The organism is Sphingopyxis sp. NJF-3 (genome assembly GCF_053514865.1).
Genome location: NZ_CM130726.1, coordinates 1,505,540 through 1,529,799, shown reverse-complemented (window position 1 = coordinate 1,529,799; position 24,260 = coordinate 1,505,540). Strand labels below are relative to the sequence as shown.

At 64.9% G+C, this 24,260-nt stretch carries 23 protein-coding genes, 1 tRNA gene and 1 pseudogene; 8 read left to right on the top strand and 17 right to left on the bottom strand.

From position 1 onward, the window contains the following. Positions 1-12: 12 nt before the first annotated feature. From ACOTSS_RS07280 to ACOTSS_RS07265, 4 genes are all read left to right on the top strand, one after another. Positions 13-618, top strand: coding sequence for an energy transducer TonB (locus tag ACOTSS_RS07280; protein ID WP_448690831.1), 606 nt, complete (start codon positions 13-15; stop codon positions 616-618). 117 nt (positions 619-735) lie between these two features. Further along, entirely contained in the window at positions 736-3,042 is a 2,307-nt protein-coding gene (locus tag ACOTSS_RS07275) for a catecholate siderophore receptor Fiu (RefSeq protein ID WP_448690830.1), read from the top strand. A gap of 72 nt (positions 3,043-3,114) precedes the next feature. Then, on the top strand, positions 3,115-3,792 hold the full coding sequence (locus tag ACOTSS_RS07270) for a Fe2+-dependent dioxygenase (RefSeq protein WP_448690829.1): 678 nt from the start codon (positions 3,115-3,117) through the stop codon (positions 3,790-3,792). 130 nt (positions 3,793-3,922) lie between these two features. Beyond that, positions 3,923-4,507 (top strand): energy transducer TonB, encoded by a 585-nt coding sequence (locus ACOTSS_RS07265; RefSeq protein ID WP_448690828.1) that lies wholly within the window; start codon positions 3,923-3,925, stop codon positions 4,505-4,507. Here the strand turns inward: ACOTSS_RS07265 and ACOTSS_RS07260 are convergent. The 4 genes from ACOTSS_RS07260 to ACOTSS_RS07245 all read right to left on the bottom strand — a co-directional run bounded on the left by ACOTSS_RS07260 (position 4,504) and on the right by ACOTSS_RS07245 (position 7,491). Continuing rightward, the gene (locus ACOTSS_RS07260) at positions 4,504-5,364 is read right to left on the bottom strand and encodes an FAD:protein FMN transferase (protein WP_448690827.1); all 861 of its coding nucleotides are present in this window, start codon (positions 5,362-5,364) and stop codon (positions 4,504-4,506) included. The two genes, ACOTSS_RS07265 and ACOTSS_RS07260, sit on opposite strands and share 4 nt — an antisense overlap. 92 nt (positions 5,365-5,456) lie before the next feature. Further along, positions 5,457-6,290, bottom strand: coding sequence for a DUF4198 domain-containing protein (locus tag ACOTSS_RS07255; RefSeq protein WP_448690826.1), 834 nt, complete (start codon positions 6,288-6,290; stop codon positions 5,457-5,459). 19 nt (positions 6,291-6,309) lie between these two features. Further along, a complete protein-coding gene (locus ACOTSS_RS07250; protein ID WP_448690825.1) occupies positions 6,310-6,840 on the bottom strand; it encodes a DUF2271 domain-containing protein in 531 nt (176 codons plus the stop codon). A 9-nt stretch (positions 6,841-6,849) separates the two neighbouring features. After that, a complete protein-coding gene (locus ACOTSS_RS07245) occupies positions 6,850-7,491 on the bottom strand; it encodes a PepSY-associated TM helix domain-containing protein (protein ID WP_448690824.1) in 642 nt (213 codons plus the stop codon). Positions 7,492-7,789: 298 nt separating this feature from the next. On the opposite strand from ACOTSS_RS07245, the gene ACOTSS_RS07240 reads away from it, so the two are divergent. Then, complete coding sequence (locus tag ACOTSS_RS07240) at positions 7,790-8,113, top strand: hypothetical protein (protein WP_448690823.1); 324 nt, start codon at positions 7,790-7,792, stop codon at positions 8,111-8,113. Positions 8,114-8,748: 635 nt separating this feature from the next. Here the strand turns inward: ACOTSS_RS07240 and ACOTSS_RS07235 are convergent. The 4 genes and pseudogenes from ACOTSS_RS07235 to ACOTSS_RS07220 all read right to left on the bottom strand — a co-directional run. Further along, positions 8,749-9,012: pseudogene (locus ACOTSS_RS07235) on the bottom strand (hypothetical protein); the annotation flags it as partial. 57 nt (positions 9,013-9,069) lie between these two features. Then, positions 9,070-11,526 (bottom strand): fimbria/pilus outer membrane usher protein, encoded by a 2,457-nt coding sequence (locus ACOTSS_RS07230; protein ID WP_448690822.1) that lies wholly within the window; start codon positions 11,524-11,526, stop codon positions 9,070-9,072. Positions 11,527-11,552: 26 nt separating this feature from the next. Next, positions 11,553-12,287 (bottom strand): fimbria/pilus periplasmic chaperone, encoded by a 735-nt coding sequence (locus ACOTSS_RS07225; protein WP_448690821.1) that lies wholly within the window; start codon positions 12,285-12,287, stop codon positions 11,553-11,555. Between the two features lie 139 nt (positions 12,288-12,426). Continuing rightward, entirely contained in the window at positions 12,427-12,987 is a 561-nt protein-coding gene (locus ACOTSS_RS07220) for a spore coat protein U domain-containing protein (RefSeq protein WP_448690820.1), read from the bottom strand. A gap of 554 nt (positions 12,988-13,541) precedes the next feature. Here ACOTSS_RS07220 and ACOTSS_RS07215 point away from each other — a divergent pair. Beyond that, entirely contained in the window at positions 13,542-14,207 is a 666-nt protein-coding gene (locus tag ACOTSS_RS07215; protein ID WP_448690819.1) for a helix-turn-helix domain-containing protein, read from the top strand. A 33-nt stretch (positions 14,208-14,240) separates the two neighbouring features. On the opposite strand, the gene ACOTSS_RS07210 is transcribed toward ACOTSS_RS07215, so the two are convergent. The 4 genes from ACOTSS_RS07210 to ACOTSS_RS07195 all read right to left on the bottom strand — a co-directional run bounded on the left by ACOTSS_RS07210 (position 14,241) and on the right by ACOTSS_RS07195 (position 18,647). After that, entirely contained in the window at positions 14,241-16,391 is a 2,151-nt protein-coding gene (locus ACOTSS_RS07210) for a TonB-dependent siderophore receptor (protein WP_448690818.1), read from the bottom strand. A 101-nt stretch (positions 16,392-16,492) separates the two neighbouring features. Next, complete coding sequence (locus ACOTSS_RS07205) at positions 16,493-16,780, bottom strand: DUF3325 domain-containing protein (protein WP_448690817.1); 288 nt, start codon at positions 16,778-16,780, stop codon at positions 16,493-16,495. Further along, the gene (locus tag ACOTSS_RS07200; RefSeq protein WP_448690816.1) at positions 16,777-18,330 is read right to left on the bottom strand and encodes a PepSY-associated TM helix domain-containing protein; all 1,554 of its coding nucleotides are present in this window, start codon (positions 18,328-18,330) and stop codon (positions 16,777-16,779) included. The genes ACOTSS_RS07205 and ACOTSS_RS07200 overlap by 4 nt, the downstream gene beginning before the upstream one ends. A 20-nt stretch (positions 18,331-18,350) precedes the next feature. Beyond that, complete coding sequence (locus ACOTSS_RS07195) at positions 18,351-18,647, bottom strand: hypothetical protein (RefSeq protein WP_448690815.1); 297 nt, start codon at positions 18,645-18,647, stop codon at positions 18,351-18,353. A gap of 130 nt (positions 18,648-18,777) precedes the next feature. Here ACOTSS_RS07195 and ACOTSS_RS07190 point away from each other — a divergent pair, with 130 nt between their 5' ends. Further along, positions 18,778-19,503, top strand: a complete 726-nt coding sequence (locus tag ACOTSS_RS07190; RefSeq protein ID WP_448690814.1) for a hypothetical protein — start codon at positions 18,778-18,780, stop codon at positions 19,501-19,503. A 56-nt stretch (positions 19,504-19,559) separates the two neighbouring features. Here ACOTSS_RS07190 and ACOTSS_RS07185 read toward each other — a convergent pair. Then, positions 19,560-19,652 (bottom strand) — tRNA-Ser (locus ACOTSS_RS07185). Between the two features lie 278 nt (positions 19,653-19,930). Here ACOTSS_RS07185 and ACOTSS_RS07180 point away from each other — a divergent pair. After that, positions 19,931-20,692: a DUF1134 domain-containing protein gene (locus tag ACOTSS_RS07180; RefSeq protein ID WP_448690813.1), complete on the top strand. Its 762-nt coding sequence runs from the start codon at positions 19,931-19,933 to the stop codon at positions 20,690-20,692. A 245-nt stretch (positions 20,693-20,937) separates the two neighbouring features. On the opposite strand, the gene ACOTSS_RS07175 is transcribed toward ACOTSS_RS07180, so the two are convergent. From ACOTSS_RS07175 to petA, 4 genes are read right to left on the bottom strand one after another with little or no spacing between them, the layout of a single operon-like run. After that, complete coding sequence (locus ACOTSS_RS07175; RefSeq protein ID WP_448690812.1) at positions 20,938-21,492, bottom strand: adenine phosphoribosyltransferase; 555 nt, start codon at positions 21,490-21,492, stop codon at positions 20,938-20,940. Positions 21,493-21,518: 26 nt separating this feature from the next. Then, a complete protein-coding gene (locus tag ACOTSS_RS07170; protein WP_448690811.1) occupies positions 21,519-22,328 on the bottom strand; it encodes a cytochrome c1 in 810 nt (269 codons plus the stop codon). Between the two features lie 31 nt (positions 22,329-22,359). Further along, a complete protein-coding gene (locus ACOTSS_RS07165; protein WP_448690810.1) occupies positions 22,360-23,643 on the bottom strand; it encodes a cytochrome b in 1,284 nt (427 codons plus the stop codon). Between the two features lie 13 nt (positions 23,644-23,656). Further along, a complete protein-coding gene (petA, locus tag ACOTSS_RS07160; RefSeq protein WP_448690809.1) occupies positions 23,657-24,214 on the bottom strand; it encodes a ubiquinol-cytochrome c reductase iron-sulfur subunit in 558 nt (185 codons plus the stop codon). Positions 24,215-24,260: the final 46 nt, after the last annotated feature.

Below are 24,260 nucleotides of genomic sequence, written 5' to 3'. Positions count from 1 at the left end.
GCGGACAGGGTCATGAGCTACAGCGGGCAGATTTCGGCACGGCAACGCGGGATCGCGGCGGGCGGCGCCTTGCTCGCGGTCGCGGCTGTCGGGCTGGGCCTTATAAGCGGGCTCGACCTGTCGGTCGTCCGCATCGCCAAGGCGGCGCCGGTCGCGGCGCCCAAGCCCAAGCTGCCGCCGATCAAACCGAGCATCACGGCTGCACCGACACCCGGCGTCGGCAGCGAATCCTCGGCGGGCGCCGCACCCGATGCCGGCCGCGGATCAGGCGCGGGCGGGCGCGGGGACGGGACCGGCGCCGGCGGGTCGGGCAGCGGCACCGGCGGCGGAACGCGTCCGGTCTGGCGCAGCGGCGCGATCCGTGATTCCGACTATCCCAGCCCAGCCGCCCGCGCGAAAGTCGGCGGCGAGGTCGAAGTGCGCTTCACCATCGAGACGACGGGCCGCGTCAGCGGCTGCCGCGTCGCCCGAACCAGCGGCGACCCCTCGCTCGACGCGACGACGTGCCGTCTGATCGAAAAGCGCTTCCGCTTCAAACCCGCGACCGATGGCCGCGGAACCCCGATCGCAAGCCAATATGGCTGGCGGCAGAGCTGGTGGCTCGAACCCCGGCGCTGATCGATTGCGACGATTTTGCGACAATATCGCGAACGATTCTCAATTTCATTGACTTTGCGATAGACTCGCAATAGCGGCGTCGCCGTTACGAAGCTCGCTCGAAAAAAGGGGAAATTCATGTCAATCTTGCGCTTGCGCGAAACCATGTCGGCGGCGGCTCCGGCCTATCTGGCGCTCAGCTGCTTCGGTCTCGCCGCCGCCCCCGCGGCGGCGCAGGATAGCGGGCAGGAAGCGAAGCAGCCGGTGCTCGGCGGCGTCACGGTCGTCGACACCGCCATCGAAGACGACGGCTACAAGGTCGACAAGCCCTCCTCACCCAAATTCACGCAGCCGCTGCGCGACACGCCGCAGACGATCCAGATCATCAGCAAGGAACTGTTCACCGAACAGGGCGCGACGACGCTAACCGAAGTGCTGCGCAACAGCCCCGGCGTCGGCACCTTCTATGCCGGCGAAAACGGCAACACGACGAGCGGCGATTCGATTCGCATGCGCGGCTTCGACACGTCGAATAGCATCTTCGTCGACGGCATCCGCGATCTGGGATCGGTCTCGCGCGACATCTTCAACACCGAGGCGGTCGAGGTCGAGAAAGGTCCGGCCGGCACCGACAACGGCCGCACCGCACCGACCGGCGCGATCAACATGGTAACCAAGCGCGCTTCGCTCGAAACCGCGTTGTCGGGCGCGCTGTCGGTCGGGGTCGACGGACAAAGGCGGGTGACCGCCGACGTCAACCAGACGCTCGGCGGCCTCAGCAACAGCGCACTGCGCCTCAACGTCTTGTGGCAGGACAGCGACGTTCCGGGCCGCGACCATGTCAATAACCAGCGGCTCGGCCTCGCCGCCTCGCTCGGCCTCGGCCTCGACACCGCGACGCGCGCCTATCTGAACCTCCTCTATGTCGATCAGGACAATATCCCCGACGGCTATGTTCCGACGATCGCGCTTCCCGGCTGGGAGCCGCAGGCCGGGCTGGAGCCGCTGGTCGGGCATCCGGTGGATTCGAAGAATTTCTATGGCACGCGCAAGGATCATGACGATGTGACGGCACAGATGGCGACGCTGATCGTCGAGCATGATTTTTCCGACAGCGTGCGGCTGACCAACATCGCGCGCGCGGGCGAGACCAAGCAGGACTATCTTCTGACCGCCTTCATGTCGACGGGAGCCAATATCACGGGCGACCCCGCCAATCCCGACGACCTGTCCGCCTATCAGATGACGCGCGGCAACCCGACGATCCGCGACGCGCGGAACCGCATTCTGACCAACCAGCTCAATCTGCGGGCCGATTTCGCGACGGGAGCGATCGAACATAATCTGAGCATCGGCGCCGAGATCACAGGCGAGAAGCAGGTCATCTACGGCCATAGCTCGACGGGCACGCTGCCGGTCGCGAATCTCTACAATCCCGACTGGAACGACACGAGCGACTACACCCATTCGCGCAGCGGCGCCGCCGCCCGGGGCAAGACGAACACCCTCGCCTTCTATGCGTTCGACACCGCGAAATTCTTCGACGGGCTGTTGCTGGTGACCGGCGGCGTGCGCGTCGATCATTACAAGACGACCTATTTCAACACCGCCGTCTGCAACAACGGCACCGGCCGCGGCGCCGTGCCCTGCGGCACCGCCCCTGTCGGCTCGATCGTCACCACCGCCGACCTGAAGGCCAAGGACACGCTGTTCAACTGGAAGCTGGGCGCGGTGCTCAAGCCGGTCGAACCGCTTAGCCTCTATGTGAACTATGCCCTGTCGCAGCAGCCCCCGGGCGGCGAGAACTTCACCCTCGCTGCCGGCAACAGCGCCAACAACCCCGACTTCGCCCCGCAAAAGGCCAAGACGATCGAGGCCGGGGTTAAGTGGGACGTGCTCGACGGCGCGCTCGCGATCAACGCGGCGGTGTTCCAGACCAAAGTGCTGAACGAGGTTAACGCCGCGGACCCGTCCGACATCCAGAGCGGTTCGAAGCGGGTGCGCGGTTTCGAACTGTCGGTCGTCGGCAACATCACCGATGCCTGGTCGATCTCCGCCGGATACGGGCATCAGAAGACCAAGGTCACCAACGGCGGCGCCGTCGCGGTCGACGGCAGCAGCGGCCTGACCTACGCCCCCGACGACAGCTTTTCGTCGTGGACCAGCTATCGCACGCCCTTCGGCCTCGAGGTTGCCGGCGGCGTCCGCTATACCAGCGGGATGCGGCGCGGGACCGACGGCGCGGCCGGCACGCCGCCGCGCACCGAGGGCTATACGGTCGTCGACGCGATGCTCGGCTATGCGATCAACGACCGTATCAAGCTGCGCGCGAACGCCTATAATCTGTTCGACGAAGATTATGTCGCGGCGATCAACAAGAGCGGCTACCGCTATACGCCGGGGCAGCCGCAGACCTTCCTGTTCAGCGCCGACTTCCGCTTCTAGGCCGAGGCGGAACAGGGGCCTGGGCGGGGGGCTTGCCTCCCGCCTTCGCCATTAAAGACATTGGAGCCCGGCATGTTGCTGCATATCCCGAAGGTCCTGACGCCCGACGAGGTGGCCGAATTCCGCCGCCGCCTCGACGCCGCCGACTGGACCGACGGGCGCGAAACGGTCGGGGCGCAGGGGGCGAAGGTCAAGCGCAACGAGCAACTGCCCGACAACTCGCCGCTCAAGGCCGAACTCAGCGCCGCGGTGCTCGCGGCTTTGAAACGCAATCCCACTTTCTTTGCAGCGACGCTCCCACGCAAGATCCTGCCGCCGCGCTTCAATCGCTATACCGGCGGGGGCGAATATGGCTTTCACGTCGATGGCGCCGTGATGCACATGGCGAACGGCGAGCATCTGCGGTCGGACCTGTCCTGCACGCTCTTCCTCAACGATCCGGGCGACTATGATGGCGGCCGGCTGGTGATCAGCGGCAGCCCCGGCGGGGGCGGGATAGCGCTGCCGGCCGGCGACGCCATCGTCTATCCCGCGAACAGCCTTCACCGCGTCGAGCCGGTGACCCGCGGCGCCCGGCTCGCGTCCTTCTTCTGGATCCAGAGCCTCGTGCGCGACAACGACCAAAGGCGGATGCTGTTCGAAATGGACACCGCCATTCAGAAACTCACGCTCGACGGAGCCGACGACGATGCTGTCCTCCAACTCACTTGCGTCTATCACAACCTCCTCCGGCGCTGGTCCGAGACCTGACGAGACCCGGGAGCCGCGACGCACGGCAACCGCATTCGCCACGCGCGCTCCCGTCGGCGCGCGTCCGGCGGCGGGGCGCTATGGCGACGATCGCAGGCCCAATCTGCCCGCCGCCGCCCTGACGCTGGCATTGTCGGCGGCGCTGCTCGCGGCGCTGGTGCACACCGGCTATCAGCGCGCGCAGACCGAGGCGGCGAAGCTGGCGGTGGTCAATCTGTCGATCGCCCCGCCTCCACCCCCGCCGGCGCCGCCGAAGGAGGTGTCGCAACAACAACCGGCACCGATCGTCGCGCCCCGTCCGTTGGTCGTAGTGCCGAACGATCGCCCCCCGCTGCTGGTGTCGCCCGATCCGGTCCCGGTCCTGCCGGTGCCGGTGGCCCTCCCCCCCGCTCCGCCGGCGCCCCCGGCACCGCCCGCGACGGTGCGGGCCGACGATCTGGGCACGCGCATGTTGTCGGGGGCGCCGCCGAGCTATCCGCGGGAAAGCCGGCGCCACCACGAGGAGGGAACGGTGGTGCTCGCGCTCACGCTCGACACCGACGGATCGGTCACGGCCATTTCGGTCGCGCAGAGCAGCGGCTTCCAGCGCCTCGACGATGCGGCGCTGCGCGCGGTGCGGAAATGGCGATGGGCGCCGACGACGCGGAACGGACAGGCGGTGAAGGTCAAGGGACTGGTCGAAATCCCGTTCATCCTGCGCGGGAAAGGCCCCTAATCGAGCATCGCGCGCCACGCGCGCGAGCTATATTCACGTCCCCGCGCGAGCACGCAGGCCGCGAGCCCCTCTTCATCCGCGAGCGCGATCGCGGCCTCGGGACCGAGCACGGTGAGCGCGGTCGCCCAGCCGTCGGCCATCATGCAGCTGCGGTGGATCACCGTCGCCGAGCGCACACCATTGACGATCGGCCGCCCGGTACGCGGATCGAAGCTGTGCGAATAGCGCAGCCCGTCAACCTCGAAGCCGCGGCGATAGTCGCCCGAAGTTGCCACCGAAAGGTCATGGAGCGCGATCCGCCAGCCGGCGCCGGGCCAGGAGGGCGGTAGCTCGACGTCGACCCACCAGGGCTGCCCGTCGGGGCGGATGCCCTCCCCGCGCAGTTCGCCGCCAATCTCGATCAGGAAGTGACGCACGCCCTCGGCCAGCAGCCATTCGGCCGCGGCATCGACGCCATAGCCCTTGGCGATGCCCGACAGGTCGAGCAGCGCGCCCTCGCTCCGCCGTGCTTGCCCGCGTTCGGCATCGAATTCGATCCGCCCCGCCGTGGGGGCTCTGTCCGGAACGCGATCGACGGGTCCGGCGCTTCCGAAGCCCCATTGCTCGCTAACCCGTCCCAGCGCGGGTTCGAACGCACCGCCGCTCGTCCGGCCGATGGCAAGCGCCGCCTCGAGGACATGGGCCAGCTCCGCCGGCACCTCGCGCCAGACCCCCGGCGCGGCGCGGTTGAAGCGCGAGAGATCGGAATCAGCCTCCCACTGGCTCATCTGTGCGACCACCCGGTCGAGCACCGCCTGCACCCCGGGCGCCGCCCCAGCGGGCGGCGCCACGGCCTGAAGCGACCAATAGGTTCCCATCGTCTCGCCCGCGAACGACCGGATCGCCGCGCCGCCATCGCGCGCGGCGAAAGCGGCGGGCGTCAGCGCCCGCGGGATCAGGACGCGGTCGGTCAGGGCGCCATCACTTCGAGCGTCGTGACATAGCTCGCGCGCCGCTGCGGCGCGGCCGGAGCCGCCTCGCCTTCCTCGCGCTCGGCGCGCGGCGTCGTGACGTTGAGCCAGTAGAGGCCGGCCTCGGGCCAGGTGACCTCGACCTTGCCCGCCGCGTCGGTCGTCAGGTCGATCTGGCCGAGCTGGTCGCGATAGCGGATGCCGCCCGGAATCACCGTCACCGGCAGCCCCGCGGCCGGCTTGCCGTCGAGCAGGAACTGGAAGGTCGCGGTCTCGCCCGCGAACAGGTCGTTCGGATGCGTGACCGGTGCCAGCTCGATGCCCTTGCCGGTCGGCTTGAACAGCGTCGTCGTCGGCTCGCCGACGGTCACGAAAATCTCGTTGCGGTTGTTCGATTCGGCGGTCTTCACATTAGTCGCCCCGGCCGGAATCCGCTCGGCGAGGTTCGCGGTCGTCGTTCCGCGCGGCAGCCGCTCGGTCTTGCCGCCCAGATCATAGGTGCCCATCACCCCATCGGAGACCGACGCGATCCGCCACGTCCCTTTCTGCGTCAGATGGACGTCGAAGGTGCTGCGATAGCGACCGGTCGAGGCATTCTCGATCGGCGCCTCGCTGCCGTCCGGTGCCCAGGCCTTCATCGAATTCAGCCGCAGCGGCTGGTGCTCGAAATAGAAAAGGTCGTTCGACACCGCGGCGTCGACCGTCACCCAGACGTCGTCGCCCGACAGCACCGTCGAGGAGGGCAGCAGCCACTGCCGGTGCGCGCTCGCGGGCGACGCCGTCAGAATTGCCGCTGCGGCGACCGCCGCGAAACCCAGAAATTGCTTTTTCATCGCTTTGCCCCTTTTCAGATCAGCGGAAGGAAATGGAGACGGTGCCGAGCTCGGTCTTGCCCGCGGCGCGCCCGCCGGCGCCCGCCTTGCCCGGCCACACGAACGGGATGCGCAGCAGTTCGCGCCCGCCGACCTCGCGCGCGGCTTCGACCACCAGCGTATATTGGCCCGCCGCCATCGCCCCGAGCTGCGCGCGCGAGAAGGATATCTTGTGCGTCCCCGGCGCGCGCGTCGCGCCGGTGATGCCGTTGGCGGGAAAGCGCAGCGAGCGGCCCGACGCGCGCCACCATTGGCGCACGTCGCGGAGCCATTTCGTCCCCTCGTTATTCTTCATGTCATGGTCGTACCAGACCGCGACGGTCTTTGCCGAAGCCCCCGCTTTCTCGACCCAGATCGCCACATAGGGGCGATGATATTCGGCGACCTTCAACCGCGGGATGGCGACGGTGACGTCCATCGTCGCGGGTTCGGCCGCGAGCACGGGGGCAGCGAGCGTGCTGCCGAGGCCGAGCGTGAGACCGGTCAGAGCGGTGCGAGAGAGGGGCTGCATGCGAATCTCCTAATGGATGAAAATGATGGCAAGCGCGGCGGGAATGACGAGCCCGGAGGCGACCAGCGGCCAGGTGCTCTTGCGCTTCGCCGCATGAAGCTGGAGCAGTAGCAGCCCGGTCAGCGCGAAGATCAGGCAGGCGCCCGCAAAGACGTCGATGAAGAGGCTCCACGCCGCGCCCGAATTGCGGCCCTTGTGAAGATCGTTGAGATAGGAGATCCAGCCGCGATCGGTGACCTCGGCCGTCACCGCGCCGCTTGCCCGGTCGATCGCCACCCACGCATCACCGCCGGGGCGCGGTGCGGGCAGATAGACCTCGTCGGCCGACCATTCGGCCTCGGCCGACGCCCGCACCGGTAGCACCTGCTCGACCCATGCCGCGACGGGGCGCGGCAGGCGCGCCTTCCCTTCGGCCGGCCCGGCCACGATTTCGCGCAACAGCGGCGGCGGCAATTGCACCGACCGCTCGGCGACCACGGGCTGCCCCTCGATATCGGCGGCGTGATTGAGCGTGAAACCGGTGATCGCGAACAGCAGGAGCCCGATCAGGCTGACGGCCGAGCTCATCCAGTGCCACATATGGAGCTGCTTCAGCCAGAAGGCTTTCCGGCTCTTTTTCTGCGCCGGTCGCGGGGAAGTGGGTGCGTGCATCGGATGATCTGGTCGAGGAGAGGATGACCCGCCATTATCGCGAACGATTATCAATTACAATATGAATGATGGGGCATCGGTGAAGGGCGTCAGGATGGGCCGCGCCCTGATCAAAAACCCGTCCGGATCGTCATATTCCGTTTACCAAAAACGCTTCGTCAATCTTAATTGCCGTCTGTCATTACCGCAGGGAAGGAGACTTCCCATGCGCCTTTTCTCATCGCTTGGCATATTCTCGTGCCTTGCATGTGCCGCCGTTCCAATGACTGCACACGCCGACTCCGATGGATCGGCGGGGATGCGTATTTCGCTCGTCGTGCCGGAAATCTGCCAGATCGAGTCTTCGACGATCGTCGTCGATGCGGGCGGCACCGCTAGCGGGACGGTCTTTGAAATGTGCAACAGCGGCCGAGGCTTTCGCGTTATGGCGTCGCACCGCGAACTCGCCGAGGGTGAGCAGGTCCAGATCAACTATGCCGGGGAAGTCCGTCAGCTTGACAACTCCGGGATCAGCGACGTCGCCTATGGCGTCGGCCCGACCGTCCGCAATGTTCCCGTGACGATCCAGACCAACGGTCTGGTTCAAGATATTGCCATCAGCCTGGGACTCGCGGTCATCTGATTACAACGCGGTGACCGTCACTGTGATCCGGTCCGAATAATGGCCGGCAAGCGCGACGACCGGCGGCACGACGATGCTCATCGGCCGCCAGTCCCCGCTCTTGGGCGTGCGGCTTGGATAGAAAAATTCATTGGTTCCGGCAAGATCGACCAGTGCGCCATCGAAATACAGGCTGTACGGGATTTGCACGCGCTTTTGCTCGTGAAGCAGATTGCCCAGATTGGCCGATTCAAACCGGACGGCATAAGGGGCGGTGCTGAAGATAAGCGCCTTGAAAGGCTGCGAGCGAGTCTCGCTGGAACTCGACAGATTGCCGAGATCGACCTGCGCGGGCCCATTGCCTTCACCCCCGACGACCGCACCTACGAGGCGCAGCGATGCGGCGGACGGGATGATGATGGTGACCGTCAGCGTCGAACGATCGGCAATGTCGCCGCCCTTGTCGATCAGCGACAGTTGCAACTGCTCGGTATAGGTCCCCGCTCCCAACCCCCATTCGGTCGGCACGGCGATTTGAAAAGGAACGTTGAGGCCCTGCGGCCCCGGCGGCGCATTGGCGATGGAGATGTCGCTGTCGACCGTTCCTCCCGAAGCGATATCGGGGAGGATTTCGATCTGCTGGTTCCCCGGCGCGCTCAGCGCGTAAGCAGGAAAATCGGGGTCGCGCGCCGCACCGACCCTGGAAATGCGAATAGTGGCCTCGCATGGCCCACCATCCGGCGGGCCGGACATGCTCGCGGATCCACCGGGCGAGCCGCCACTGGGGCCCGCCTCGTTCTGGACCCGGACCTGAAACGTCTGCGTGGAGAGCCCACCCGCCTCGACTTCGACGCCATCGATGATGACCGCCTGGTCGCCGTCGATAAAGGCCGGCTGACAATCCGCCGCACGGGCGGTTGCGGGAAGGGCCAGAAGGGCGATCGGGGCGGCGAATGTCCAGTAGCGCATGATGCTTCCTATTCCGCTTCTTTCCGGAGATCGATTGTCTTCACGCGATAAAGCCCCGTATTGTCCGCAGGAACTTCGATCGTGAACGTCCGTCCGCTGTCGTTCAAACGGATGGTATAACTCCGTCCGGGCGCAAGGCCTATCAAGCCGAAGCGCCCCGCCGAGTTGGTGAAAAAGGGCTCGGGTTCGAAGCCCTCGTCATCGCCGGAGGTGACGAGTCCCGCAACGAGTCCGGCAGGAGCGCCATCTATGGTCAGGAAGCCCACGGCGCTGACGAACCGGTCGGTTCCGACGATCAGCTTGTAGCCGGCGCGGAACGGCGGATCGACGCGAACCACGCCCGAGCCGATGTCGTAGCCAGCCTCGACAGTGTCGAGGTCATATTGGACGTCCTGGGGATTATAGGGCGACAACCGATTGACGACGGCAGCGCCCAAAGGGCCGCTCGATGCTTCAAAGCCGCCGCGGCTCAGGCTGCGTCCGGCGATGACGTTGGCATCCTTGACTGTGCTGTGCGGTTGCGCGAGCAGAAAGGAATTCTGGATCGGGCGGCCAATGCCGAACGCCCCGTCGGCGAAGGCTATCGAGGTGCCGATCTGCAGCCTTGCCGTCTGATCGTCGGCGATTCCGCCGAAGTTGGTCCCGGAGGTCGCGAGCGACAGGCGAGCGTCGAAACGGTTGGCAACATAGTCGACCACGCCATCGACCGACGTGTTGCCTGCGGAATCCTGCACATTGACCGAATAGCCCAACGAGCCGACATTATTGCCGGACCCCCGTGACAGCGACGCGCGCGTCAGTTCCCGGCGGCTCTGGTAGGTCGCGTCCGCCCTGTTCCTGCCGCCGAACAGGACCGAGATGCCCGCGCGAACGCCGAAATTGCGGCCAAAGGCGGATCCGGTACCATATTCCACGCCGAAGGTGGCGCGGACATTGTCGCGCAACCGGTGGTTGACGTCGGCAAAGAACGTGCTCTGATCGCGACCTCCCCCGCGCGAAAAATAATTCGCGCCGGCCACGAGCGATGTCCGCTCGGACAAGGTCTGACTATAGGTGGCGTTGACCGAAAGATTCTCCAGCCTGAACCCCGAGATATCGCCGACCGTGCGAAAATTCTTGCTTTCATAGTTGAATGTCACGGAAAAACGCTTCGCATCGGACGCGCTGCCCAATGTCAGGCGATAGCCACCGCGCAGCGCGAATCCCGTGCCGCCGCCGGTGCTCACCGCGCCCTGAAAATTGAAACTGCCGGGAATCACCTGAGGCACAAATTGCGTCTCGGCGGCGACGACCTGAAGATTCTCGGAAATTTGGACCCCGCCCCCGACCACCAGGATGTCGCTCAGCGCTTTCCTGTAATTCCCGATGAAGACCGGGTCGTTCGAATAAGTCGGCTGCAGGCTGAGTTCGCGGGCGGTCACACCGAGAGCGAGGGTATATTCGTCTTCGCCCGCTTCCAGTTCGATCGGATCGAAGAAATAATCGAAGCGCGTGACCTGTTCCCGGCCCGCGGCATCGCGAACCACCAGCTGGACGTCGTTGGATCCGATCTGAATGGGCAGATCGTCGAGGCTGTAGGTGCCGGGTTGCAGATCGAGCGTCTGATAGGGCGCACCGTTGACGACGACTTCGACCGTGGATGGCGATGCCACGAAAATCTGACGCCCTCCCAGGTTGAATGTCGGGGTGAACGGATCGAAGGTGCGGCGGCTCTTCTCAACGGCGACGCCTCCGATGAACGGGGTTCGCAGCATGCCGGTACTGTTGAGTTGCAGATCGCCCGCGCTCCATCGCCGGTAACTCTCCGGTTCGTCATAGACCGCACGTACCGCGCGCCGGTAAAAGCGGTAATCGTTATTCAAGCCTTCCGTGAAGCCGCCATCGAACTCCATCACGACATTGTGATAGCGGGCGGCTCCGAACAGGAAGACGTCCGGTGCTTCGATACCGCCCTGGTTGCGATAGAGAAGATTCAGGCTGGTGTTGAGATAGGCGCTGAAGTTGGCGGGCTCGGCCGACGGCAGCAGCGGCTCGTTGCCGGTAGGGCCGAACAGCGGCGCGGAGGGGCGCAACGCCGGATCGATCGCTTTCACCGCCAGTTGCAGCAGTCCCATGTCAAAGCTGACGTCGAAGCCTGCCGGCTGCAACTCCTCAGGGGTGACGAACGGATCGCCCGCGATCGCCTCATCGAGGCGGCGAACGCCCGCTTCATTGAGCAGTCGGATCAGTTCAGCCCGGAGCGATTGACTCTCGATCGCGACCGATCCGTCGGGGTCGACCTGAGCGATCACGTCGCCCAGCACCCGCCCGCTCCACGCGAGCGGTACCGACATGGTGACGGAACGCGTGGGTTTCTGTGTTGTGGCGATCCCGCCAGATTCCGCCACCTGATCCGCTGCGCGCACCACACCGGGCACGCACAGGATCGCCGCAGCGAGTGCAAGGCTGCTGACTCTCGCGATCACCGCACCAGCCCCCCGCCGATACATGGTCAGCGTACCAAGCTTGCCTGAACAGTTCCGTCGACAAGGGGCTTTTCAGTGGGAATGAAAAAGATGCGGGCGCGGCCCGGCGCGACCACGCCGACGCCGATCAGCTTGGCCATCTCTTCGGGCGGAAGCCGAACATCCAATGCAGTTCCGTCCGCTGCCTTGCCGCCGATCTGCCAGGGAAATGATCCGGCCGTGAAGTAGCGCGTACCGTGATTGGCGAGCCGAACCTCGATGCCAGTCACATCCGCCCGGACCGCAGGGTGGGCCGATTCGACCACCGGCTCGGGATTGGCGCCGTCGGGAATCACATTGACCAGCACGTTGAAGTTCACAACGAGCTGAACCTGCGACTGGTCGCCAGTAATATCGACCGGAATCTGCCGAATCTGCATGTAATAGATTTCGGACGCGGCCAGTTCGGGCTCACCGATATATTGCACGCGAAAGACCTGCTGCGACTGGGCCGGCACGATTCGTTGCGACGGGAATACCAGGAACTGCTCGTCGGCAGGTGTCAGCTCCAGTTCGCCAGCTTCGCTGATGACGCCGCGGAACATCTGGACTTCCACGGGGAACTCGGCCTGGCTCGGATTGCTCAGCTCGACACGGGCAACCGACCCGCGCCCCAGCGGCTTAACATCGACGATCATCGGCGACACGCGCGCCGCATCGACTGCAGTCGATGCAAAGGCGAGCAGCATGACTCCCCAGATGAACAGCAGCTTCCTCAACATACATCGCCCCCCGGCGCGTCACGCCTACTACAATTCCCTCGCCCAACCCGCTTGGGCGGCATTCTATAATTGGTCACCAAGAAAAAAGGGGGAAACCGAAGCCCCCCCCCCTCTCCCGTTCCCGGCAGTGCGGTCAGTCTTAGACCGGACCGACGGTCAGCGTCGCCGTGTCGGTGTAGGTGCCGGCGACCGGACGCTTGGCCGTGTCGTCGCGGTCGATGTACACCTTGAGCTTCGCTTCGTTGTGGAAGGCGCCCGGCGCGTTCACGGGGTTCGACTGCGAATGCCCGTTCGTCCGGAAGTCCAGCTTGGAAAAGCTGTTGTCGGTCGAGGTGAGTTCGATCCGGTACTCGATCAAATCCGTAAAATCGTTCGGATCGTTCGCCACCAGCGTCGCGCCCGCCGCGTTGAACAGGCCACCGTTCGCCGACGCAGCCGACAGCTTCGCCGCATAGTTGCAGCTCACATAGACGTTCTGCGTGTTGCTCTGCGAGCCGTTCTTGAGCAGCAGGGCGTTGGCACCCGCGCCTTCGTTGATGTTGACCTCGGCGAACACGACGTCCGAAGGATCGGCGATGCTGCATTCCTGGTTGACCGTAGCATTGATGTTCAAATCGACCGAATCGGTGCTGCTCTGGGCAAACGCGCTCGACGAGATAAACGCGGTCGACACGACCGCGGCGAAAAGAATCTTATTCATGAATTCCCCCATCCGTAAGAACCCGAACCCCACGTCCGGGCGTGATGCGGCAAACGCCGCAGGCCGCTACGAGAGCGGTTAGGAAATAACTAACTTTAATTGAATGTTTGTCGAGTCCGAATCGTGCGCCCCGACCGGCGGCGTTCCATTTCGGATCAGCGCTAATGCCAGTTCTTTCCGCTTGGAAAGGCGAATCGGGACGGGCTCGCTTGCCCTTCCGGGTACAAGATACGAGATTTAATCTAATATTATTATACAGTTATATTTATTCAACTTCAAACCCTTCCACTGGAAGGGCGGTCCGAAGCCCATTCCCGGCAGCGGGTTGCCGACCCAATTTTTTTCGGGTCTTCGAGATAATGTTTGCCGATAAGGGAACATAAGAAAAAGCTAAGTTGTCGAGTCGCGGCGAGGCTCCGGACTCGGTTGGGCACGCGTGCCGCCCACCGTCCTGAAGACGACCCGCCTCATGCTCGACACCATCCGTCCCACCGGCCGCCAAAAGGCTGCTTGCGCTAACCAAGCGTTAACCCACGACCGCAATTGTCCGGCGGATGGCAGTAACGGCATTTATCGAAGAGGCGGCGCGAGCGGGCCAATCGCGTTCGAGCGAGCGGCGCAAGCTGCGACTCTTGCTCAAGGGCTCGAAAACCAGCGGCTCGGGGATCAAGGCACTTGTCCACAATATATCGGCGACCGGCTTGCTGATCGAATCCGACGTGGACTTGAAACCCGGCGACGGGATTGAAATCGCGCTGCCGCATGCGGGCGCGACTTCGGTCAGCGTGGTCTGGGCGAGCGGGTCGATCTATGGTTGCCGATTCGACACGCCGGTCTCGACCGCGACGCTCAGCGCCGCCAGCCTGCGGAGCGTAGCCACGCCCGACGCACCGGCCGAAGCCGACGAAGAGGCCGCGGCGCTCGAAAGCTTCGGCCTTCGATTGCAGCGCCTGCGCCTCGCCAAGGGATTGACCCAGCTGCAGGTCGCGACCGAGCTCGGGGTCAGCGAGCCGTCGATTTCGGCGTGGGAGCAGGACAAGGCGCGGCCCAAGGCCGGGCGCATCGAAGCCTTGGCAAAGCTGCTGGGCGTGCAAAGCAGCGGCCTTTTGGGGATCGAGCCGCGAGAGACGTTGCAGAGCGCGGTCACGCACGCGAAAACGCAGATCGCGGCGGCGGCCGGCATATCGACCGACCGCATCCGGATCACGATCGATCTGTGACCGCGCGCGTCGATCGGGCCCGGTACGAACCTTCTAAAAATGCCGCCCCAGCGTCAGCCGCCAGCTCCGCGGCTCGCCGGGCGTGACCCGATCGACGCAGCAACTGTCGGGATAATAGCGTTTGTCGAACAGATTGTTGACGTTCAGCCGGAGCGTCCAGTCGCGATAGCGGTACGACACCCCCGCGTCGAAGATCGCATAGGATGGCAGGGTGAAAAGCGACAGGGCATCGAAATCGCCATCGAAATCGAGGTCTTCGGGGAAATTCGCGCCGACCTTGCTGCTGTTGTACTGAAACGCCGCGTTGATGCCGAGATCGGCGAGCGGACCCGACGGCACGACATATTCGCCGAACAGATTGAGCCCGTGGCGGGGCACATTCTGCAACCGCGCGCCGACCGGAAGCAGATTGTCCTTGGTGATCTTGGCATCGAGATAGGCATAAGCGACAGCAAGCGTCGCGCCGGGAACCGGATGCCATGTGCCCTCGATCTCGATGCCCCGGCTGCGCTGTTCACCCGTGGTCACATAGAAAAAGGGATTCGCCGGATCCTCGGTCGCGACGTTCTGGCGCGTCAGTTCAAAGATCGAGATCATGCCGCTAAGCCGCGCGTTGGCCGACTGGACCTTGATCCCCGCCTCGACATTGCGCCCGGTTTCGGGCGGCAGCGCCTCGCCCGCCACCGTGAAATAGCCGGGTTGCGGCACGAAGCTGCGTGACCAGCTGGCATAGAGCGCGGCGCCGGCCGCGATGGCGACGGTCGCGCCGACCCGCGGGCTGAACTTCTCATCCTTCTGGCCGTCGCTGCTCGCCCAGTCGTAGCGGCCGCCCAGCGTCAGCGTCGCCGCGTCCCCGAAGCTGAGATGATCCTGCAGATAAAGGCCCGTTTGCCGCGCCGTGCCGCCGCCCGAATAGGCTGCCGCCGGATCATGGATCAACGGCGCGTCGAAATCGGGGTCGAGCAGATCGAGCGGATTGGCGGCGGGGTCGTAATTGCCGCCATCTTCGTGGTAGCTGCTCTTGCTGCCGCGGTAGTCGAGCCCCGCCATGATATTGTGGCGCACGGGTCCGGTCGCGAACTTCAGCGTAAAGCGGCTGTCGACCGCGATATCCTTGTCGGTTTCATAGAAGGGACCATAGATATAGCGGCCGGCGATGTGGCCCTGCTGGACGCCGTCGACGATCTCATTATCGACGAAGCCCGCCCAGAAGTTCCAATTATTCCAGAAAATGCGCCGGTCGGTATAACGCAGCGTCTGATTGAACGAGAGCGCGTGCGAGAAGCTATGGTCGAGGACATAGCCGGCGTGGATGTAACGCTGGTTGTGGATCGCATGATCGACGTCGTCATTGTTGATCGTGAAATCGATCGGGAGTTCGCCGTGCGCCCAGGGCAGCACCGTGCCCCAGGCCGAGACCGGCGACCACGGCCGGTCATGGTTGCGTTCGTAACGCCCGAGCAGCGTCAGATGCGTCGCCGGGCCGATGTTCCATGTCAGCGACGGCGCAATATAGATGCGGTTCTTGGACGCGAAATCGACGAAATCGCCGCTGTCGCGGACCAGCAGATTGAGGCGCCCGAGCAACGCGCCGTCGCCGGTCAGCGGGCCGTTGGCGTCGAGGCTGGCCTCGATCAAGCCATAGGAGCCCGTGGCAATCGTCGCATCGGCGAAGGCTTCGGCTTTCGGGCGCTTGCTCACTAGGTTGATGATGCCGCCCAGCGGGGCCGAGCCGAACAGCATCGACGCCGGCCCCTTGACCACCTCGACCTGCTCGAGCCCCGCCAGCTCGTTATTGGTGCCCGCGACGTTCAGGCTGACGAGCCCGTCCAGATAAACGCTGCCATAGGCCGCGTCGAAGCCGCGGATCTGATAGGCGTCATAATAGCCATAGGTGCTGCTGCGCGACACGCCCGCCACGCCGCGCAACGCCTCGGCGAGCCGGGTCACGCCCCGTGTCTTCAAATCCTCGGCGGTGATGATCGAAATCGCCTGCGGGGTTTCGATCAGCGGCACGTCGGATTTGCCGGCTTCGGGTATCTGTTCGAGCCGCTCCCCGGTCACCACGATTTCGCGGCCCTCGCGTTGGGCCTGATCGTCCGCTTCGTCGGCTGACACGGACAGCGGGACGACGAGCGCGATAGCCGTCGTCGCAATCAGGCAGCGGAATATGGATTTCGACACGTCTTTCCCCCTGGGTCGCTTGGCGAGAGGCAGTTAATAAGAATGTGTCGCAATAGCAAATGCAAGTTATCTCCAATGACCGTGGCGAGGCGCACGCCCGATCAACGGCGCGAGGCGCGGGTCTCCGAGCGGCTGGCGAGAATGAGGACGGTCAAGAGCGCACCCGCGCTGAGCTGGCCCAGCCATTCGATTGTCCCATAGCCCCAGCCGAGCGCGATGCCCGCGGCGGCATAGGCGAGCAGCAGGCAGCCCCATCCCCCCCTGCGCAGCATCGCCGCCTGCGGCGGCGCCAGCTTGCGCCCCAGCAGGTCGCGCTGATGCCGGTCGCGGGCGAGGCACAGCAGCGCGAAGCCGAGCGAGCAGAGAAGGAAAAGGAGGAAATGGATCATGCGGCCTCCGCACCCGGCGGGGCGGATGCGACGCCCTTCCGGCTGCCGCTCTTTCGGCCGTCCCCCTGGCCGACCCGCATCGCGGCCCAGCCAAAACCGCCCGCGAGCACCAGCATCGCAAGGTCGAACCCGGCAAAGACGGCGTCGCCTGCAGCGATACTGGCGATCAGCGACCGATCGGTGGTGAACGCGTTGACGATCGGCACGGCGGCGAAGGCCAGCGCCGCGGCGGCGAGACTTTCGCGCCAGCCGCGCTTCGCAGGCCGCGACAGCGCCCAGACCGCGATCGCACCCCATGCGATGAACAGCGAGTGGATTTCCCAGTCGCTGCGACTTGCGATGCCGATCGGCAGCAGGCGATTGGCGAGGAAATAACAGGCGATCCCGAACGGCAAGCCGGCGATCGCGGCGATATTCAGTTTTTCGACGAGCCGAAAACCGAGGTACGGCCGGTCGGGATCGGGAAGCCGCGCGCGCCGCTTGACCGTCCACAGGATCAGCCCCGAAGCGACCATGACGCAGCCCGCGATCCCCGACAGGAAATAGAGCAGCCGCAGCAACGGCTGCGCGAAACGCCCGGCGTGCAGGCCGATCATCGTGCTTTCGGTGCTTGTCGCGGCGCCCGAGGGATTGTGCGCGTGGAGCAACTCGCCCGTCACCCCGTCGAAAATCAGCGAGCGCGGCCGCGCCGCCATGCTGGCGTCGAGCGCGCTCGATACGATGACGCGCGCCGCGCGATCGCCGGGATTGAGGACGCGTACGCCGCCGGCGGCGAGACCCCACGCCGCTTCGGCGCGGCCGACGAGCGGCCCGATCGCGGTCAGCGGCGCCTTCCCGACGCGTTCGGCCGGCATCGGATAAGGAAAGGCGGCGTCGTAGAATTTGCCCTCGTCCGCATAATTGGCCGCGATGCCCCACGGCATATAGTGCGTCGCGAGGCTGACGAGCCCCGTGTAGGTGATCATCAGGATGAAGGGCAGGAACAGCACGCTCGAGGCGTTGTGGACATCTAGCCAGCTTCGCTGCCCCTTGCCGAAACGCAGCAGGAAAAAGTCGGCGAGGATCTTCTTGTGCGTGACGATCCCGCTCAGGATCGCGACCAGCATCGCCATCGCCGCGACGCCGACCAGCCAGCGCGCCCAGTACCAGTTGATGTAATGAAGGTCGTAGTGGAAGCGATAGAGAAACCAGCCGCCCAGCGTTTCACGCGCCTCCACCGCCTGTCCGCGATCGTCGAGCCGCGCCTCTGTTGGCGCGTCGACCGGCGCATCGGGGCCGTTGACCCAATAGAGCTGAAGCCCGAGCGCGCGCTTGCCCGCCGAGGTGATCGACCATTCGCTCGCGTCGGGGGCCGTCCGCTGCAGCCAGCCCGCCGCCGCCGCAAAGCTGGTCGCGCTGCCGGCGGGCGCGCTGCCGGCGGGCGCGCTGCGGACCTCGGGGGTCATCCAGCGGGTGATTTCCTCCTGAAAATAGGCCGTTGTCCCGGTGACGAAGATCGCGAACAAAAGCCAGCCGAGCAGCAGCCCCGTCCAGGTGTGCAGCCACGCCATCGATTGTCAGAAACCAGCCTTCACAACCGCCCTCCCCAGGCGATCAGCAGCCCGTCGGCGGTTCCCGCGAGCAGTCCGACGGCGACCAGACCCAGCCACAGCTTCGCGACCGACCGGACCGCGAACGCTGTCATGGCCAGTCCGGCAAAGAGGGCGAAGGATAGCGTCGTCGCGCCGATGGCGCTCTGCAAGGGCCCGCCGGGCAAAAGCCGCGCGAGCAGCATGGTCAGCGCGGTCGTGACGCCATAGTTGAGCGGCACCGCTGCGAGCGTCCGCGCCGCGATGGCGTTCCGCGATTTGACCGGAGCCCCGTTCATCCGTCCCTCTTGCAACATTGCGATTGATTAGCAATAGCTGCTTGGTGTCGCGAGGGGAACGAGCACCGCGGAAGCGCGTTAGGGCGCCATGAAACAGCGATATGGGATCTTCGCGAGCTTGCTCTCTCCGTTGGCGCTGACGGTCGCGGGATGCGATCAACAGACCGGCGCCGCGGGTCAAATGGACGCCGACATGCCGCTTTCGACGGTCGAAACGGCAGCATCCGGGGAAGCGGCCTCATCCGCACCCGAAGCGGACGCGAGTTCCACCGCATCCTCTGCGGAGCCGCGCTCCTGCGCCGCGGAGATCGGCAAGCAAGCGGCCGGTCGCCGCGCCGATCTCTGCCGCACGCTGTCGCCCGCAACGCATCCGCCATGCAATGCCGCCAACAGTTGCGCGATGATCGAGGACGAAATCGCCCGAAGCTGCGCGTTGCTGGACGAGGACGACGCGCCCCCCGCCGATTGCCGGCCGGATCCGAAGAGCAAGGCGGCGGCGATCGATGTGGTGAAGCGCTATTATGCGGCGCTCGATGCCAAGGACTATGACACCGCGTGGCGGCAGTGGGGCGGCGATGGTCCGCCGAACCAGACGCAAGAGACATTCCGGGCGGGATTCGCCCATACGCGAACGACGCGCGTGACGATCGGCGCGGCGGGCGACGCCGAGGGCGCCGCTGGATCGATTTACCTGACCGTTCCTGTGACGGTCGAAGCCACGCTCGACTCCGGCGCGCCGCAGCGCTTTCGCGGCGAGTATATTCTGCGCCGCGTCAACGATGTCGATGGCGCGACCGCCGACCAACTCCGCTGGCATATCGATTCCGCCCGCCTCCAGCCGCAGCCCCGCGCCTGATCGCCGTGGGCCGGCGATGTCGCCCAATCCCTTCATAGATGAGGATTTCAGATGGGTGGCGGAGACGGAGGGATTCGAACCCTCGGTACCGGATTTACCAGTACGACGGTTTAGCAAACCGTTGGTTTCAGCCACTCACCCACGTCTCCGCATGGCTGCCGCGCTAACGGCAGTTTTGGCCTCGGCGGGCGCTATAGCCAGCCCGGCACCGGGCCGCAACGCCCAATATTGCCCTTTTTCTCCTGCACCCGCGGCGTTTGGCGGCGAATGCGATTCGATCCAGCGTAAAATCGACTCGGGTCATCGCCGGTTCATTGCCCGTTCCGCAAAGAGAGTCATGATTAACGAGGGGTCGCGGCGGCGATACGCGCCGTAGTCCAGCCCTTGGGGGAATGAAATGCGTTCTATCTTTGCCAAATTCGCCACGATGGGAATCGCGACCATCGGGATCGCCCTGTCGCCCCTGCCCGCAGCGGCCCAGATGACCGAGGTCGATCCCAATACGGTGATCGATTCGGATCTCGACAACCCCCAGCCGACACCCCCGCCGGTGACGACGACCGAGCCATCGACCGACCCTTCGTTCGACAGCGACCTTGCCACCGGCGATGAACAGATCAACGGCGTGTCCGACCCTGCCGACACGACGACCGCGACCACCGCCGCCACCGATCCGCAGACTGCGGCGACGATCGCCAACCCGGGCGAGACCTACAAGGAGGACGACCTGATCGGCGCTGCAGAGGGCGTGTTCGGCAAGGGCGCGCAGGGCCTGGCGGGCCTGATCGAGGATATCCTGAAGAAGCAGGGCGAGCCCAATGCCTATATCGTCGGCCGCGAAGCGAGCGGCGCGCTCGGCATCGGCGTACGTTACGGTTCGGGCACGCTCTATCACAAGATCGAGGGCGAACGCCCGGCCTATTGGACCGGTCCCTCGATCGGTTTCGACGCGGGCGCCAATGCGGGCAACACCTTCATCCTCGTCTATAATCTCTTCGACAGCGAGGATCTCTACAAGCGCTTCCCCGCCGGCGAAGGCGCCGCCTATCTGATCGGCGGCTTCAACGCTTCCTACATGCGCAGCGGCGATATCGTGCTGATCCCGATCCGCGTCGGCGTCGGTGCCCGCCTCGGCGCCAATGTCGGCTATATGAAGTTCCGCAAGAAACAGAGCTGGCTGCCCTTCTGATCCCACCTGCTTGCCAAGGGGGCGATAGCCCGCGCTTCGGCGCGGGCTTTTTCTTTGGGCGGCGAGCGCGGCTTTCGACCGGAACAAGACATTGAATTCCTCGTCACCCTGAACTTGTTTCAGGGTCCATGGCCTGCCCTCGAATTTGGCGCGGCGCCGAAGGAGAGACCTGGCCATGGATGCTGAAACAAGTTCAGCATGACGAGCTTGGATGGCAGCTCCCCACCCCAAAGCGCGCAGTCCTGCTAATCCCCGTCGAAGGCGATCAGCGTCTCGCACGCAAAGCCGGCCGCTGCCAGCCGTTCGGACCCGCCAAGATCGGGAAGGTCGATGACGAACATGGCTGCGGCGACGTCGGCCCCGACGTTGCGCATCAACTGCGCCGCGGCGAGGATCGTGCCGCCCGTTGCGAGCAGGTCGTCGACCAGCACGACGCGATGCCCGGCGACCACCGCGCCCTCGTGAAGCTCCAGGCGATCGGTGCCATATTCGAGCTCGTAATCGACGCCGATCGTCACGCCGGGGAGCTTGCCCGCCTTGCGCACCGGAACGAGGCCGAGCCCCATCGCGGTCGCCATCGCGGCGCCGAACAGGAAACCGCGCGCCTCGACCGCGACGATCAGGTCGGGACGATGGGCTGCGGCACGGTCGCAGAGACGGCGCACGCTTTCCGAAAAGCCGGCGGCGTCGCCGATCAGCGTGGTGATGTCGCGAAACAAAATCCCTGGCTTCGGAAAGTCGGGGATGGTGCGGACCAGCGCCGCGAGGTCGAGATCGGGTCGGGGCGGAAGGGCGATCATCGGCGACGAGCGCCCTTCCCCGTCCCTCAATGTTCCTTGTCGGCCCAGATGTTCCGGTACGCCATATAGGTCAGGCCGGTGAAGATGAGCAGGTAGAGGAACACCGCCCAGCCGGTCCAGACGCGCTTCACCAGCTTGGGCTCGGCAGTCCACACCAGGAAGGCCGAAACGTCGCTCGCCATCGCCTTCACGTCGTTCGGCGAACCGTCGGCAAAGGTCACCTGGCCGTCGGAGAGCGGCGGCGCCATCGCGAGGTTGAGGTTGGCGAAATAGGGATTGTAGTGCAGCCCCGTCGCCGGCTGAAGCTCCTTGGGCAGGTTCTTCGGCGGGTTCTGGAAGCCGGTCAGCAGCGAATAGACATAGTCCTTGCCGCCTTCGCGCGCCTTGGTGATCAGCGACAGGTCGGGCGGCAGCGCATTGTTGTTCGCCGCGCGCGCCGCGACTTCGTTGGCATAGGGTGCCGGGAAGTGATCCGACGGCAGGCCGTCACGCGTCGCCGGCTCACCCGTGTCGGGGTTGATCGACGGCACCTGGAAGCCCTTGGCGAAGCTCTTCGCCTGGCCTTCGGTATAGCCGAGATCCTGGATATCGCGGAAGGCGACGTGATTCAGGCTGTGGCAGGCCGAGCAGACTTCCTTGTACACCTGCATCCCGCGCTGCAGCTTGGCCTTATCCCAGTGCGGGAACAGGCCGTCGCTCGACAGGGCGAGGTGGCGCGGATGCTTGTGGAACTCGTGAGCGGCTTGGGGCTCATTCGTCAGCGGCGTGGTGACGATCGCGCACAGCAGCGCGATGATGAACCCCAGGCCAACGAGAAATCCGAGCGGACGAACCATGGCTGTATCAGCTCCTATTAAAGTCCGGCGCTCAGGCCGTTGCCGACGCCGACGACGTGTCGGCATGCTTCGCGAGAACCGCCTCGGTGATCGAATTCGGCATCGGGGCCGGGCGTTCGATCCGCGACACGATCGGCAGAATGATCAGGAAGTGGGCGAAATAGTAGGCGGCGGCGAGCTGGCTCATGATCACATAGGGCTGCTCCGCCGGGCTTTTGCCGCAATATCCGAGGATGAGCACGTCGACGACGAGCACCCAGAAGAATTTGCGATAGAGCGGCCGATAGGTCGACGACTTGACCGGCGAGCTGTCGAGCCACGGCAGGAAGAACAGCAGCGCGATCGAGGCGAACATCGCGATGACGCCCCACAGCTTCGCGTCGATCCACAGGAAGTTGAAGGTGAAGGCGCGCAGGATCGCGTAGAAGGGCCAGAAATACCATTCGGGGACGATATGCGCCGGCGTCGAAAGCGGGTTCGCCGGGATATAGTTGTCGGCGTGGCCGAGCAGGTTCGGGCTGAAGAAGGTCAGCGCGACGAACAGCAGCAGGAAGACGCCGAGCCCGAAGCCGTCCTTCGCGGTGTAATAGGGATGAAACGGGACGGTGTCCTGTTCGTCCTTCACCTCGATGCCGGTCGGGTTGCTCGAACCCGGAATATGCAGCGCCCAGATGTGCAGGATCACGACGCCCGCGATCACGAAGGGCAGCAGATAGTGCAGCGAGAAGAAGCGGTTGAGCGCGGCGTCATCAGGCGCGAAGCCGCCGAGCAGCCACACGCGGATCGGCTCGCCGACGACGGGTATCGCCGAGAAGAAGCCGGTGATGACCTGCGCGCCCCAGAAGCTCATCTGACCCCAGGGAAGGACATAGCCCATGAAGGCGGTCGCCATCATCAGGAGGAAGATCACCACGCCGAGCAGCCACACCATCTCGCGCGGCGCCTTGTACGATCCGTAGTAAAGGCCGCGGAAGATGTGGAGATAGACGACGATGAAGAACATGCTCGCGCCGTTCATGTGCGCGTAGCGGATGAGCCAGCCGGCGTTCACGTCGCGCATGATGTGCTCGACCGAATCGAAGGCGACGCCCGCATTGGCGGCATAATGCATCGCCAGCACGATGCCGGTGATGATCTGAATCGCCAGCGCGGCCCCGGCGAGAACGCCGAAGTTCCAGAAATAGTTGAGGTTGCGCGGCACCGGATAGCCGGCGCCGACCGCATTGTAGACGAGGCGCGGCAGCGGCAGCTTCTCGTCCAGCCACTTCATCAGCGGTTGCTGGGGTTCGTAATTCTTGGCCCAGGGAAAGCTCATCTTATCTCGCTCCTCAGCCGATCGTCACGACAGTGTCGCTGGTGAAGTCATAGGGCGGCACGGCCAGATTCTTGGGTGCCGGGCCTTTGCGAATGCGCGCCGCGGTGTCGTAGTGCGACCCGTGGCACGGGCAGAAATAGCCGCCGAAATCGCCGCGCGGCTCGCCTTCGGCGGCACCGAGCGGCACGCAGCCGAGGTGGGTGCAGACGCCGAGGGTGATCAGCCAGTTTTCCTTGCCGGTCTTGGTGCGCTCGGCCAGCGTCTGCGGGTCGCGCAGGTCGCCGAGCGGCACCTTGTTCGCTTCCGCGATCTCGACGGGGGTCAGGTTACGCACGAACACCGGCTGCTTGCGCCAGCTCGTCTTGATCGCCTGTCCCGACTGGATCGCCGAAATATCGATTTCGGTCGACGACAGCGCGAGCACGTCGGCCGACGGGTTCATCTGGTTGACCAGGGGGAGGACCACCGCGGCGGCGCCGACTCCGGCGAAGCTGACTGCGGCGATATTGATGAAATCCCGGCGCCGCACGCCATCTTCGATGCCGGCGTTGAGATTGGTTTCACTGGCCATTCGATTGCCCTTGCATGGCTGAACTGACAAATTCGCGCGGATGCCG